At 37.4% G+C, this 13,960-nt stretch carries 16 protein-coding genes and 1 pseudogene; 11 read left to right on the top strand and 6 right to left on the bottom strand.

Annotation, left to right across the window (positions count from 1 at the left end; all coding sequences use genetic code 11):
- Positions 1–103 (top strand): transposase (locus tag AAEZ18_RS17315; RefSeq protein ID WP_197108535.1); only part of this gene is annotated, 103 nt, incomplete at its 5' end.
- Between the two features lie 124 nt (positions 104–227).
- Here AAEZ18_RS17315 and AAEZ18_RS17310 read toward each other — a convergent pair.
- Positions 228–812, bottom strand: coding sequence for a TetR/AcrR family transcriptional regulator (locus AAEZ18_RS17310; RefSeq protein ID WP_011329821.1), 585 nt, complete (start codon positions 810–812; stop codon positions 228–230).
- A gap of 110 nt (positions 813–922) precedes the next feature.
- Between AAEZ18_RS17310 and AAEZ18_RS17305 the strand changes: the two genes are divergently transcribed.
- Positions 923–1,465: a carboxymuconolactone decarboxylase family protein gene (locus AAEZ18_RS17305; RefSeq protein ID WP_011329822.1), complete on the top strand. Its 543-nt coding sequence runs from the start codon at positions 923–925 to the stop codon at positions 1,463–1,465.
- Between the two features lie 73 nt (positions 1,466–1,538).
- Here AAEZ18_RS17305 and AAEZ18_RS17300 read toward each other — a convergent pair whose 3' ends face one another.
- The gene (locus AAEZ18_RS17300) at positions 1,539–2,066 is read right to left on the bottom strand and encodes a hypothetical protein (RefSeq protein ID WP_089369133.1); all 528 of its coding nucleotides are present in this window, start codon (positions 2,064–2,066) and stop codon (positions 1,539–1,541) included.
- Between the two features lie 61 nt (positions 2,067–2,127).
- On the opposite strand from AAEZ18_RS17300, the gene AAEZ18_RS17295 reads away from it, so the two are divergent.
- From AAEZ18_RS17295 to AAEZ18_RS17275, 5 genes are all read left to right on the top strand, one after another.
- Positions 2,128–2,490, top strand: coding sequence for a DUF1294 domain-containing protein (locus tag AAEZ18_RS17295; RefSeq protein WP_089369134.1), 363 nt, complete (start codon positions 2,128–2,130; stop codon positions 2,488–2,490).
- 118 nt (positions 2,491–2,608) lie between these two features.
- Positions 2,609–3,103, top strand: coding sequence for a DsrE family protein (locus tag AAEZ18_RS17290; protein WP_372811411.1), 495 nt, complete (start codon positions 2,609–2,611; stop codon positions 3,101–3,103).
- Positions 3,103–3,726 (top strand): SGNH/GDSL hydrolase family protein, encoded by a 624-nt coding sequence (locus AAEZ18_RS17285; RefSeq protein WP_350595371.1) that lies wholly within the window; start codon positions 3,103–3,105, stop codon positions 3,724–3,726. Before AAEZ18_RS17290 ends, AAEZ18_RS17285 begins: the two co-directional genes overlap by 1 nt.
- A gap of 81 nt (positions 3,727–3,807) precedes the next feature.
- Entirely contained in the window at positions 3,808–5,376 is a 1,569-nt protein-coding gene (locus AAEZ18_RS17280; RefSeq protein WP_350595369.1) for an EAL domain-containing protein, read from the top strand.
- A 57-nt stretch (positions 5,377–5,433) separates the two neighbouring features.
- Positions 5,434–5,898: a hypothetical protein gene (locus tag AAEZ18_RS17275; protein WP_350595366.1), complete on the top strand. Its 465-nt coding sequence runs from the start codon at positions 5,434–5,436 to the stop codon at positions 5,896–5,898.
- Positions 5,899–5,917: 19 nt separating this feature from the next.
- On the opposite strand, the gene AAEZ18_RS17270 is transcribed toward AAEZ18_RS17275, so the two are convergent.
- Positions 5,918–7,396, bottom strand: coding sequence for an IS4 family transposase (locus AAEZ18_RS17270; protein WP_350595364.1), 1,479 nt, complete (start codon positions 7,394–7,396; stop codon positions 5,918–5,920).
- A gap of 486 nt (positions 7,397–7,882) precedes the next feature.
- On the opposite strand from AAEZ18_RS17270, the gene AAEZ18_RS17265 reads away from it, so the two are divergent.
- Positions 7,883–8,047, top strand: coding sequence for a hypothetical protein (locus AAEZ18_RS17265; protein ID WP_350595361.1), 165 nt, complete (start codon positions 7,883–7,885; stop codon positions 8,045–8,047).
- 112 nt (positions 8,048–8,159) lie between these two features.
- Here the strand turns inward: AAEZ18_RS17265 and AAEZ18_RS17260 are convergent, their stop codons facing one another.
- Positions 8,160–8,642, bottom strand: a complete 483-nt coding sequence (locus tag AAEZ18_RS17260) for a putative 4-hydroxy-4-methyl-2-oxoglutarate aldolase (protein WP_058374810.1) — start codon at positions 8,640–8,642, stop codon at positions 8,160–8,162.
- Positions 8,643–8,919: 277 nt separating this feature from the next.
- Here AAEZ18_RS17260 and yddG point away from each other — a divergent pair, with 277 nt between their 5' ends.
- Entirely contained in the window at positions 8,920–9,840 is a 921-nt protein-coding gene (yddG, locus tag AAEZ18_RS17255) for an aromatic amino acid DMT transporter YddG (RefSeq protein WP_011329837.1), read from the top strand.
- 59 nt (positions 9,841–9,899) lie between these two features.
- Here yddG and AAEZ18_RS17250 read toward each other — a convergent pair whose 3' ends face one another.
- Both AAEZ18_RS17250 and AAEZ18_RS17245 read right to left on the bottom strand, forming a co-directional pair.
- The gene (locus AAEZ18_RS17250; RefSeq protein ID WP_350595359.1) at positions 9,900–10,415 is read right to left on the bottom strand and encodes an ankyrin repeat domain-containing protein; all 516 of its coding nucleotides are present in this window, start codon (positions 10,413–10,415) and stop codon (positions 9,900–9,902) included.
- A gap of 111 nt (positions 10,416–10,526) precedes the next feature.
- On the bottom strand, positions 10,527–12,062 hold the full coding sequence (locus AAEZ18_RS17245; protein ID WP_502935390.1) for a catalase: 1,536 nt from the start codon (positions 12,060–12,062) through the stop codon (positions 10,527–10,529).
- Positions 12,063–12,415: 353 nt separating this feature from the next.
- Here AAEZ18_RS17245 and AAEZ18_RS17240 point away from each other — a divergent pair, with 353 nt between their 5' ends.
- The gene (locus AAEZ18_RS17240) at positions 12,416–13,096 is read left to right on the top strand and encodes an HAD family hydrolase (RefSeq protein WP_182679122.1); all 681 of its coding nucleotides are present in this window, start codon (positions 12,416–12,418) and stop codon (positions 13,094–13,096) included.
- A 179-nt stretch (positions 13,097–13,275) separates the two neighbouring features.
- A pseudogene (locus AAEZ18_RS17235) lies at positions 13,276–13,890 on the top strand (hypothetical protein); the annotation flags it as partial.
- Positions 13,891–13,960 lie beyond the last annotated feature (70 nt).

Genomic DNA, 13,960 nt, shown 5'->3' with positions numbered 1-13,960 from the left:
ATTCTGGGTTAAAAAAACATTTTGGTCTGACGGATATTTTGTTTGCTCTGTTGGGAATGCGGCTGCTGATACAATTCAAAAATACATTCAAGAGCAGGGCTAACTATTCCGATTCATCCCATCGACACCGCTTCGCGTCGATCAATGGGTTTTCTCGGAAAATTTCGATAAAAACGGCAGTAATTTAAATTACTGCCGTTTTTGTTCAAATAACTAAAATGAGACGTTTATAAGCTTTTTATGATCTTAAACATTTGATCTATCATTGGCTGAGCCAGTGACTCAACACCCGGGCGATTAAAATAACCACGTAAACCAGTAAACTGCACTTCAAAAAAGCGTGCATACTCTTGCGCAGATATATTATTACTTAACTCATTTTTTGCTATTGCTTGTTCAAAAAGAACCGAAAGGTAGTTTTCAAATTTATCAATTAAATCTAAGCTTAGTTGATATAAATTGCTGTCTTTATCTGCAAATTCACAGTTGGCCTTTACCAGCATACAAATAGCACTAGGCGCACTTTCTTTTTTTGTTATTACATTTTCAACAAAAGCGCGCAGCCCACCCAAAATAGTATCTGATGTGGATAGGCACTCTTTAATCTGGCTCTCCATTTGTACTGTGTAGTCTCGTAAAGACTCAATATAAAGCCCTTCCTTAGAGCCAAAAGCAGAGTAGATACTGCCAGGTCGCATATTAATAGCTTCTTGTAAATCACGCGTCGATGTTGCATGAAAACCCTTTTCCCAAAATAGCTGACTTGCAAGGCGGACAACTGTCTCACGCTCAAACTTAATCTTATTCGCCATCTCATTTCTCAATTATTTGAACACATGCTCAATTTTAACTTGAACAACTGCTCAAAATAAAATGGTATGTGTCTCGAAGTTAACTAACTAATTATTTATTGGAGCTAAACATGACAGAATTTACTTTATATACAGCAGAAAATGCACCTGAAGAATCAAAATCTCTTATGGCCGATTCAGTAGCTGCGTTTGGTATGGTACCGAACCTACATGCAGTAATGGCAGAAGCACCTACTTTACTTAAAGGTTATCAAGTACTGCATGAGCTGTTTCAAAACACGTCATTTAATGCTGAAGAATTAACGGTTGTATGGCAATCAATTAACGTTGAACATAACTGTCATTATTGTGTGCCAGCCCACAGTGCAATTGCAGCGTCAATGAAAGTTGATCAAGGTATTGTTGATTCGCTAGTAAATAAAACACCACTTGCTGATCCTAAGCTTGAAGCACTTCGTGAAACCACACTTGCAATGGCACGTGACCGCGGTGTGATAAGTGATGAGCAGATTGAAAAGTTTTTTGCAGCGGGTTATGGCAAGCAACAACTGCTTGAAATTATTGTAGGCTTATCGCAAAAAGTAATGAGTAACTACACTAACCACCTTGCAGATACGCCAGTTGATGAACCATTTAAAAAATTCATAAAGTAGTTTATAAATTCTAAGTAGTTATGAAAAAGGCAGCCTTGGCTGCCTTTTTCAATTAAATGTTGTTATAAACGCTTTATTGAAACTTAACCTGCTGGTTACTGCGTGTATAGGTTCGGGTTGCAGGTTTAGTCCACTCGCCTTTTTTTAAGTACGAGGTTGATACAATAAATTCATCACCTTTAATTTCGCTGGTAGACTTAACTTTAGTTATGCCTTCTTTATTTCCCGTTACTTCTTCATAGGCTACAAACTGAGTAGGGCTAAGTATCTTCATTGTGCCTTTAGTGTAAAACCCCGCCGTAGTGAAATAATAAAATACTAATGAGTCTTTTTTACTATCGTAAAATATCATCGACTCGCCGCCATACTCTCCTTCATTGATTGAATGTATAGTACGAATAGCTTTACCGTTTAAAGCCCGCTGCCATTTACTAATGTCTTGCTTTGGCTTTGCGCCTTCAGGGACTGTAAAATTAGCCTGCCATGTGCCTAAATATGGCTTAAATGCGCTGAGCTCTTTAGCTAAATCAGCTGGATGTGCATTTACAATGGTTGTAAATACAATGCAAAAGGTTAGTATCAGTGTTTTTAAATATGACATAATTACTGCCTAGTATAAGTGAATCTGGGTATGGCCTAGATACAGTATAGGTGAGAGTTACTTGATTAAAAAAGCATTATTACTTTTTTCGATTGGTTTTTTGTGTGTATTAACCGTAGGAGGGCTGTTTAGCTATTGGCCCACAATTGCCGCAAGTGTGTACGTAGTTATGAGTACAATTACCATTTTAGTTTATAAATGGGACAAACGTTTGGCCATGAGTAAAAAGCAGCCAGTGGTGAGAGTGCCTGAGCGAACTTTACACCTTTTAGCATTATTATGTGGCTGGCCGGGGGCGTTAATCGCTCAGCAATGGTTTAGGCATAAATCACAAAAGCGTATTTTTATAGCCGTACTTTGGCTCACCATAATTATTAACTGCAGTGCGTTATTTGGCGGCTACTATTATTGGCAACTAGGGTAAAACATTACTCGTAGATAGCTTAAAGTAGTTCAAAAAATGACTATTAATTAAAATATTAAAATATTAAAAATAAAAAGGAATAATATTAATGAAATCTTTTATTTTAGGTCTTGGCCTAATGTTTGTAAGCCTGCCAGTATTTGCGAATGACTTAGAGCCCGCAATAAAAGACTTTGGCTTTTTTTATAATGTACCCTCACATGCACCTATAACGCAAAACACACATTTTAAAATTGCCTTTGATGTTGGTAAAGGCGCGCAAAAAGGTGAGCAAAATAATGGTATGAATTCTTTAGCGCGGTTTATTAATATGCATATAGCACATGGTATTAAACCAGAAAATATAGAGCTGGCACTCGTAATACATGGCAGTGCAAGCGTAGATGTGCTTGATAATAATACATATAAAAACCGCTTTGAAGTCGATAACAAAAATCAAAGCTTAATTGAGCAATTACTTGCTAATAATACGGTGGTTTATGTATGTGGGCAGTCGGCCACGCACTATAAAGTAGCTCCTGAGCAGTTAATAAAAGGCGTAAAAATGTCGTTATCGGCAATGACAGCACATGCGCAGTTACAACAGCAGGGCTATACGCTAAACCCTTTTTAATGATAAAAAACATATTATGCTTTGGGGATTCCAATACTTGGGGTTTAAATCCGCAAACAGGAATACGATTTAGTGCTACAGTGCGCTGGCCAGCAAAGCTTGCTGTAAAGTTAGGGGCTAATTTTACAATAATAGAAGCTGGGCAGCCTAACCGTGCTTTAGTAAACAACCCACCGTTTGCAGGTGAGTTATCGGGCGTAACTTATTTACAGTCTTACTTAAATGAACTTAAAATAGATTTAATTATTATAGATTTAGGTACTAACGATCTGAAAAATCGGTTTAGTTTAAATGTGCACGATATTGCCGCTGGGTTAACAGCATTAATAGATTCAATATTGAATTTTTATGAGCAAAGCAATGCGCCAGGCTCTCCAAAAATTTTAATACTTAGTCCCGCTCATGTACGAGAAGTAGGAAGTTACGCAGGCGTATACAAAGGGGCAGAGCAAAAAGTAGTGCAATTAGCAGCAGCATTTGCAAATGTTGCTAGTATAAAACAATGCTCATTTTATGATTTGGCAAGGATTGTGAGTGTTTCAAATGAGGATGGTGTGCATTTGGACGAAAAACAGCATCAAAAAATTAGTGATGCATTAGAGGCGATTATTCGTGAGTTTTAATTTTTAAATATTTATTGTAAATATATTATCAGAAACTTGAATTTTCAGTTACTTATGTAATTATTAAAGGACTTTGCATAAATGGGGATACCTCAATTTACAATGAAACAGCATCCTAAAAAAATAATAGTAGTACTGCTATCAGGTGGATTTATATTTGCATTAGGTTGCTTTATTTTATTGTACTTTGCGGGTCAAAAATTAGTAGCGCAAACACATTCAGACTCACAATATTTACTCTCCCAAGTAGACGATGGTGTAGAGGAAAGCGTTCGTGTTTTAACTAAATTAAATAACCTAAATTTTACTACTTGTAACGAAGCGAATTTACTTGCTATGCGGCGGATGCTATTTGATGCCAAGTTTGCTATTGATATAGGCTACTTTAAAAATAATACATTAATCTGTACTACAGGTACTGGTATGCTTGAAAATCCTTTACCAGATAACCAACCAGATTATATTGTAAATAAAAATAAACCTTCACAAATAGGCATACGCTTTGAGTCTGATCTTTACTTATTACTTTTTACTAAGCGCCCACTAAAAGTACTAATTATTCGCCAAGGCAATTATAACCTCATACTAAAATCAGAAGTATTCGATCCTAAAATTATTGTAACGCCTAATTGGCAGGTTTTTTATAAAGAATCTGAAAACTTATTTCATTTAGCTGGGCAAACAGGGCTTCATAATAATATAAAAAGTAATGACTATTTACATTACGAAACGAATATAACGTGCAGTAATAATAATAGAAATTATTGTGTTGCTTTGTATTTGCCATGGGATGTATTTTTTGCCGATAATCGTCAACTATTTATTATTTCGTTTATTTTAATTTGCTTGGTGAGTATTTCGTGTGGCTTATTAGTTGATGAGCACCTAACTACGCGTCGCTCAATTGTAAGCAGGATACGTAGGGGATTAAAGAGCGGTAATTTTTATTGGGTTTATCAGCCAATAGTTAACTTACAAAGCGGAAAAATAATTGGTTGCGAGGTACTTGCGCGTTTTAAAGATGATTACGGGGTGCTTACACCGGATCAATTTATTCCTATACTTAGACAAATTAATTTAACTTGGTCTTTTACCAAAATAATGATTAACACTGTACTTAATGAGTTAGAAAGTGCAGAGCAGTTACCAAGTGGATTAAAGGTGTCATTAAATATTTTTCCTTGTGATGTAGAGCAAGGAAATGTGTTGTCATTACCGAAAATAGCCGGGTTAATGCAATCTAAATTTGTAATTTGTTTAGAAATTACCGAAGACGAGTATTTAGATTCAACTATTGCTCATGGCTATTTTAAAACATTAATCGAGTCGGGTTTTCGCTTGTCACTTGATGATTTTGGCACTGGGTATTCAAACCTAAAAAACTTACATAATTTGAGTTTCCATCAGCTTAAAATAGACCGTTCATTTGTACAAGACATAGCTACGGAAGGCTTAAAAGCCTCTATGATCCCTAATATTATGGAGTTGGTACATAAATTTGGTTATACCTGTGTGGCAGAGGGCATAGAAACAACAGAGCAAGAAGTCATTTTAAAAGAAGCAGGGGTACATTACGGGCAAGGCTGGAAGTATGGCCGGCCTATGCCTATTTTAGAATTTAAAGAGTATATAGCTAGATCGATAAAGTAACGCTTAGCGTATATAAAAGCACAGGTATTACTTTAAAAATTATAATTAGGATTTACTATGGCTAAATCAATACTCACTGCTTTTTTATTTATATTTTTAGCGGCATGTTCTACTCAGTACCCAAATCAGCAAGTAATTGGTAAACAATTTCCAACGATTGACGGCGAAAGTTTAACGCAAAATAAAGTGACTATTCCAAGCGATTTTAATGCAGATAAAACACTTTTGCTTATAGGCTATAAGCAAGATAGTCAGTTTGACATTGATCGCTGGTTAATTGGCTTAGATATGAGTGGTGTAGTTATTCCTACCTACGAACTACCCACTATTGCTGGTATGGCACCTCGCATGTTTAGTGCATTTATAGACAGTGGTATGCGCAAAGGAATTCCAAAAGAGCTTTGGGCTGGGGTAATCACTATTTATAAAGACGGCGAAAAAGTACAAAAATTTACTGGTAATCAAAATCCCAATAATACCCGTGTAGTCCTTATAACTCAAGTTTCGGAGTTCATTTTTTAGTAAAAAAATGAACTTTCTCTTATTCTAACGCCTCTTGCCGTAAGGTAAAACTGTCCATTTGCATAACTTGCGTAAAAAAATTCACAACCGTTTGTTCTATCTTGTTTAGTACACCTGATTTTTCAACGAGTGTTAAATTAGTCATTTCATTTAGTGCTCCTGCTATGAGTGCTTTGAATAATCCCCATAATTTACTGGCAAAATTTAAACCAGTCAGACTTTCTTCAAAACCGCTCCTGACACTGCTCAGCCTAGCAGCGCCTTCTTCCTGCTTGGCAAAAAGCAACAAACAAAACCTTAACCCCGTCAGGTGAATTGAAGCGATGTAAGCACTGTAGTGTCTGCTTTGCTCTTTTAAAAAACCAAGCTTTTGTTTCGCTTCCTTAAAGTAAACTTCAATCCCCCAACGCAGTGCATAAACCTCAAGTATTTTTTCATCTTCAAGTTGGCTATCTGTTGTCAAGAACAGCGCCCAGTCATGTTTACTTGCCTGTTGTTTAGCTTCATTTACTGAGCGTACAAAGAGTAATTTTACTTTCACCCATTGTGCAGGCTCTTGATCTGAGCTGCTAAGGTTTAATTCCACCGTTATGGACTTGCTTTGGTAAGGCATATTCTTAAGCGTTTGCCAGCTCCCTTTAACGTATCGCTGGTATAGCTCTTTAGCGCTGAGTAAGTGGCTGACACCATCCACCACTAAACGATATTTCATCTTATTCTTTTTCATTCTGACAATAGCAACAAGTGAGTGTTCTATCGTCATTCTTAAGATGTGTTTAGTGGCAAACCATGCATCAGCTAAAAAATAATCGGCATTAATCCCTGCGCGGATAGCTCGTGCTATCATGTCGCACACCATTTCTGGTTTAGTTTGCTGCTTGGATTTTTGATAACGCTTGGCGGCGATACTGCGACCATCAGCAAATTTATAATCTAACGCTTGCTCCTTAACCTGGCTAATGAAAATCTCATTATCGACGGGAACAAATTGCTCATCATTGGCAACACCCAGCGTGAGTATTTGCTGCCCCATTACACAGCGTGCTGTTAAATGGTCAAAGTGACTCGATACGCCGGGCATTTTTTTACCTCGCCTTATTTTTACTGAGTCGTCAATAACAAAGGCACTAAGCTTATTTTTACTGTTCGATTTGAGTACTTTTTTAGCCGTTAATAGTTGCAGTTTTCGCCAATCTAAATCTTCACGGTTGAGTAAATCATACAGTGCATCTTTTTTAGCCGCTGAAAAGCTTAATAAGGCATCCCTTGAAAACATGGCAACAGAGTCGACCTTAAGCCAAACCCAAAGCATCAGTAGATAAACAATATCACCGACAGGTGTGCCTGAGCGCTTTGAAAACTTAGCTTGGTTCAACATGCCTTTAAAGTTAAGGCTTTTCCATGTTGAGTTAAACGTATTATCGATATTCAGGTTTGCTTGGCTAAGTAAATCAGCCGTTAATGGTGGTAAGTTTGTCGTGTTTGTGGCAGAGTTCATTTGATGTCTCTTGTTGTTTTTTGCTTTGTCTATGCAACAAGCATTTTACCACAATGAGACATCAACTTCTTTTAAATCATCATGTTATTTGGCTTTTATTATTGGGTTTGAATCCCGAAACTTGAGTTATAAATAACAGCGGTAAAATACTTTATTTTTACGATAGAGGCTTTTCAGTTGATGCGTTAAATAAGTTAAAAGCGACTATAAACTAAATTTATTGATTGCTTTTGTTTTACAGCTTTATTCTAAATGACTATTACTAGTTTTCCTTTACTGATGTTAATTTTGGCTTCGTTAATTACAGTGTGTTATGCAATAAGTAATAGTTAGTTTGGGTTAAATAAATAGATACGTAAGACAGCAAAGCATGCTTATCGTGAGCTGCAAAACAGGTGGTTAACAACTGTGAACGAATGTAAAAACTGTATTGTAAGTTGTTCAAAAATTAGGTAGTGTTACATAAGAATTCTAAGGAAAAGTTTTATGTTACAGCAATCAGCATTTATAAAAACAAATTTAAAATCATCGGCTTGCTCGTATAATTATCAAGATATTTTAAGAACCCTCCAGGCTTTGTTCAACACTATAAATATGGATGATGCACTGCCAAACGTTGAGCAACGTTCACAATATGACGGTAACTTTTAACTAATAAAATAGTTACCTATTAATATGACACAAGCCCAGCAATGCTGGGCTTTTTTGTTTCAGATTTTATTAAAAAAGCGGCAGCTAATCTATTTCAGTTGTGATTTAGCAACTAACTAAGTTTATGTTTACTCACAATTAGTCCGTTCACATCGGCGTAAAGCCAATCATTAGGCTCAATGCAGACGCTTAACATGGCAATAGCTTGATTATTTTCACCACAACCTCGCTTTAACGTACTGCGTGGTGTTGAGCCAAGCGCCATAATAGGTAAATTTAAGGTAGCAAGAATCTCAATATCTCGGCAACAACCATTTATAACTATACCTTCCCAGCCATTTTTTAAAGCACGCTCTGCCATAATATCGCCAATAAATGCAAAGCGTTTACTAGCAAAGCCGTTAATAACCAGCACTTTACCTACGCCATTTTGATGAAGTATTTCAGCGGCAAACGAATTGTCATCGGGGCACGTTACAGTAACGACTTGACCACTAAAGGTGGTTTTGTTACCAAAGTGCTGTAATCCACAGTCGGCTACTTGTACGCTATCACGGTGTTCGTCGTATAGATCGGGAGTCGTGAACTTGTTCATATTTGCTTTCTCTGTTTAGTGAGTTATTTAACCACACCACTGTAAAAGTGGTAATACGAGACAAAAGAGTCAGTAACTTTAATTTACCTAGCGTTTGTGCTGCTTTGCTAAATTTAAACACTGAATGGCTGTTTACGCTTATTGCTTATAACTATAGTGATAATATTTAGCTTTGATAATGCTAGTTATGCACTGCAGATTAACGGCATGTTATTGTTAAAACAAAAAATTACTGTTAGTTTAGCTTCAGATTATTAAGTAGTACTTTAGGTTTAATATGGATTTTATAAGCAAAAATAAATATACACTTTATGGAGTCGCTGCAATACTACTGTGGAGCTGCTTAGTGGCATTACTACGGGATATTTCTGAGTTGTTTAGCCCCATTGGTGGTGCTGCGGCTATGTACTCTGTCAGTGCGATATTTTTAATTTTGGTTATGGGAGTGCCTAAGTTTAGTGGTTTTTCGAAACGCTACTTGGTAGTAGGTACTTTATTATTTGTGTCGTACGAAATTTGCTTGGCACTTTCTATCGGTATGGCAAATAGTCGTCATCAGGCTATGGAAATGGCGGTAATTAATTATTTATGGCCCACGCTGACTATATTGCTCTCTATTATTATTGGGCGTAAAAAAGTAAGTTACTGGGTTTACCCAAGTATGATCATTGCTTTTTTAGGGGTTGCTTGGTGTATTACGGGCGATCAAGAAATGTCAGTCGATACGTTAGTTACTAACTTTGCTGATAATCCTGCTACTTATTTAATGGCATTAGCTGCCGCGTTTATATGGGCTATTTATTGCGTAGTAACGCAAAAAATAAGTAATGGTAAAAATGCTATTACGTTATTTTTTACTGTTACGGCAATGAGTTTGTGGGCGCAATATGGTTTTAGTAATGAAGCGCCATTAACGTTTTCAATCAGCTCAAGCATGACATTGTTACTTGCGGGTGTAGTTGTTGGCAGTGGTTATGCACTGTGGAATCAAGCGATTATTGGCGGTAACTTAATGCTGCTTGGAACGCTTTCGTACTTTACACCGGTGTTTTCTACTATTATTTCGGCGTTGTATTTGTCTATTACGTTAAGTGCTTCGTTTTGGCAAGGAGTGGTGCTGGTAACACTTGGCTCGCTAATTTGCTACTTTGTAACGCGAGATAAACCCCAAAAATATAATGTAGAAGTAACGACTTAAATAAGCAGTCCGCTAAAGTTTAGTTACACCTAAAGCTCTTTTATAAGGGCTTTTGAACTTTATTTAGAATTTTTAACCTGCGTGAGTAAATTGAGCACTTTTTGCTGGCCAAATGTGTGTGCAAATTGTTCGGCTGTTTGGCCTGCTTTGTTTTGATGTGCGTTGTCGCAATCAAGTGATACCAGTGTTTTGGCTATACTAAACTCACCTCTAAAAATAGCGGCCATTAGCGCTGTGTTGCCTCGGTTGTCTTCCATGCAAGCATTAGCGCCTAAGTGTAAAAGTGTGTTTACCGTATTTTTATTACCATGGTAAGTGGCAATCATTAATGCGGTGTAACCTTTATTGTTATAGCTGTCGATAGGAATGCCGGCACTTACAAATTGCTTAATTACAGCGGTATCGTTGGTACGTGCAGCAGCAAAGTAATAAGCAAATAAACTCTCGTATTGTGTTTGCGCTGAGTGTTGGTTTTCAAGTTGTGTACTAGGTGTTTGTGTATCCGTTGTATTTTGAGCGTAAACACTACTGGTAAAACTTATTAGTAGCACTACTATAATTAATAAATTACGCATTACTTTATACCTTTTAAAAAGAGGAAGGGGATTGGTTGCCTCCTTCCTCATGGTTGTGGTTACTTATATAACAGCTTGTTTAGTTGGGACTAATGTTTTGTAACTTGCTAATTACAGGTTAGCTGCCAGCTGCTTAACTATTTTAATATCGCCATTAATGGCTTTAGTTAAACGTGTACCGTACTCACTATCAGCTTTGTAAAAGTGGCTAAGCATTTTGTGCTTAACGTTACTGTCTTTTATTTTTACTAAATCGCCCGCTAGATTATTGATCAGATTAGTACGTTCTTGCTTACTAAAACCTCGGTATAAAACACCTGCTTGCGCAAAGTTTTGCTGCTTTTTAATGGCTGCTTGTTGTACAAAACCTTTAAGCTCTGTATTACTTCTACGGGCAATTGGGTTTTCAGCTAGGTTCTCTTGGCTTGGTTGATAGTTTACGTTGCTTTGAGTATTACCATAGTTCATTGCGCCGTCTTGGTTGTAGTTAACTACCTCCACTTTTGCACGGTTAATTGGCAACTGTTGATGGTTAGCACCAAGGCGATACATTTGCGTATCTGCGTATGAAAATACACGCCCTTGTAATAACTTATCTTCTGAGGGTTCAATACCCGTAATAATGTTAGACGGTGCCATTGCTACTTGTTCTGTTGACTGAAAAAAGTTAGTTGGCATGCGATTAAGCGTTAATGTACCTGCCTTCACTTCTTTTACACCTAACCACATTTTTGTTGCATCTAATGGGTTGTAATCAAAGTCGTCAAGCTGCGACGGATCAAGCGTTTTAATGTATAGATCCCATTCTGGGAAGTTACCTTTATTTACTTCGCTGTATAAATCACGTGTTAAATGTTGAAAGTCTTGGCCTTGAACTTCAGCGACTTCTTTTGCATTTAAATTCTCAATGCCTTGTTTACTTACCCAATGAAATTTAACGTACTTAACATCGCCCAATTTATTAATCATTTTGTAAGAGTGAACACCCCAACCATCCATTTTACGTAAGCTTGCTGGTGTGCCGTAGTCGCTATAAACCCACGTTAACATGTGAGTAGAGCCTGGTTCGTATGAAAAAAAGTCAAAAACACGGTTAGGATCTTGAATGTTATCTACAGGTGATGGCTTTAATGAATGGATCATATCTGGAAATTTAATTGCATCACGAATAAAAAACACCGGTAAGTTAAGGCCCACTAAATCCCAGTTACCTTGATCGGTGTAAAATTTAATCGCAAAGCCACGTGGGTCGCGCAGTGTTTCTGGGCTACCTTTTGAGTGAATTACCGATGAAAAACGTACAAAAACGTCAGTTTCTTTACCGACCTCGGTAAAAGGTGCTGCCATGGTTAAATCATCTAAACTTTTTGATGCCACAAATACACCATGAGCACCCGTACCACGCGCATGTACCACACGCTCAGGAATACGTTCACGTGCAAAGCGTTGTAGTTTTTGAATTAGTTGTACGTCTTCTAATAACACACTGCCGCGCTCGCCTGCAGTTATTGAATTTTGGTTGTCGCCAACAGCTGCGCCGTTGTCTTTAGTTAATGTAGCCGCGCTTGCTGGTAATGCCATCGCAAGTGCTAACGCGCTTAATGTTAGTTTTGTATTCTTGTTTATTGCGTTTAATAAAATATTCATGTTGACCTTATTATTTAAAATTGCCGGCAGTGCTGCTGGCTGTTTAACTGTTGAGGAGTGTATGAACATTCCTTTGTTCGGTAAAGTTGATTAAATAGATTAGAATAATTCATAAATAAGATTGCAAGTGGGGCTTAAAATATACTTTTAGATCCAATTTTAGGTTTATATATTTTTTGTAAACTTGATTAAATACAGCGGCTTTTAGTTTTGTTTATTTATGTTTGTAGTAGCGACAAGTAAATTCGTTCACTTTTTGTTGACATTCAAAAACAATAAAGGGAATATGCTCACTAGTCGGGCTTATGCTCATTTGATGTTTTGCACAAAAAGTAAATGTTTAAGGTAACCCAATGAACGCTAAAATTGATTTAGTAATATTTGATTGCGATGGGGTAGTCATCGACAGTGAAATACTCAGCGCTCAAGTGTTGATTGATATGCTTGCGTATTTAACGGTTAACATTGACCGCGGATATGTACAGCAACACTTTTTGGGGTGTAATTTTAAAACCGTAAGTCAAAAAATCCAAAACGCCTTTAATGTCACTTTGCCAAATAGCTTTGAAGATGATTACCGAGAAGCGCTCTTAAACGAGTTTGGTTCAGCGCTCAGTACAACCGATGGCATAAACGAAGTACTTAATAACTTAGCTGTGCCCAAATGTATTGCCACAAGTAGCAGCCCAGCACGTACAGCTAAAGCATTAGATATAGTTAATTTAAGTAACTGTTTTAGCAATACGATATTTACCAGCAGTGAAGTAAAGCGTGGTAAACCCGCCCCCGACTTATTTTTACATGCAGCTAAGCAAATGGGCGTAAAACCAGAGCATTGCTTGGTCATTGAGGACAGCGAAGCTGGCGTATGTGCAGCCATAAATGCCAATATGCAAGTACTGCATTACAGTGGCGGGCAGCACATGCAAACGGCCATTAACTATGTTCGTAAAGCGTATCCAAATGTTGCTCACTTAACTCATTGGCAGCAGTTTTTTACAGCTTATCCTGCACTTAAAAGTAAAAACATTTAAACATGGCTACTTATACCAACACACATTTATAGGGTTTATAAGTGGCAAAATATAAGCGTTGTTAGTACTGATATTAATTATAAAAACTAAAACAAGTGGTTACGCGTTTATAAAACTAAATTATAAGAAGCAAAGTCTTTAGGTATTAAGTACTTTGCTGTTAACAACTAGGAAATACCATGGCAACGAGTCCACACACACACACATTTAAAGATGTAAACGAAGAGCAACTTCCGGTTGCTAATAATAAGCTTCACGGCTGGAAACATTTTGCAGGGCTATACGCTGGTGAACATGTTGCTGCCACTGAATTTGTTATTGGCGCAACCTTTGTTGCATTAGGCGCATCAACCATCGACATTCTATTGGGGTTATTAATAGGTAACCTGCTAGCAATGTGTTCTTGGTGGCTAATTACGGCACCCATTGCAGTACAAACCCGCTTAAGTTTATATAACTACTTAAACAAAATTGCTGGTAACTCAATGACCAAGCTCTATAACTGGGCTAATGTAGTTATTTTTAGTATTATATCGGCGGCCATGATCACGGTATCCTCCACGGCCGTGCGGTTTTTGTTCGACATACCCGCGCAGCTTGATTGGTATCCAAACAGCTTTTGGTTTGTCGCCATTGTTTTAGCCGTTGGCTCAATTGTTGTATTTGTTGCTATGTATGGCTTTTCAACCGTTGCTGACTTTTCAAAACTGTGTGCGCCCTGGCTATTTGTTATATTTATTGCAGGCTCGTTCGCGTTATTCCCTGAGCTTTCAAACCACGTATTGGGTTCTACCCAATAGCGCCAAGTGCTCCATCTAAATCTAATGAGCCAAAGCGAGTTAATTTAGGTGGTGGTGAAAGGCG

This window comes from Pseudoalteromonas sp. 19-MNA-CIBAN-0066, assembly GCF_040308705.1.
Taxonomy (GTDB): domain Bacteria; phylum Pseudomonadota; class Gammaproteobacteria; order Enterobacterales; family Alteromonadaceae; genus Pseudoalteromonas; species Pseudoalteromonas nigrifaciens.
This window is presented reverse-complemented; position numbering and strand designations above follow the sequence as displayed.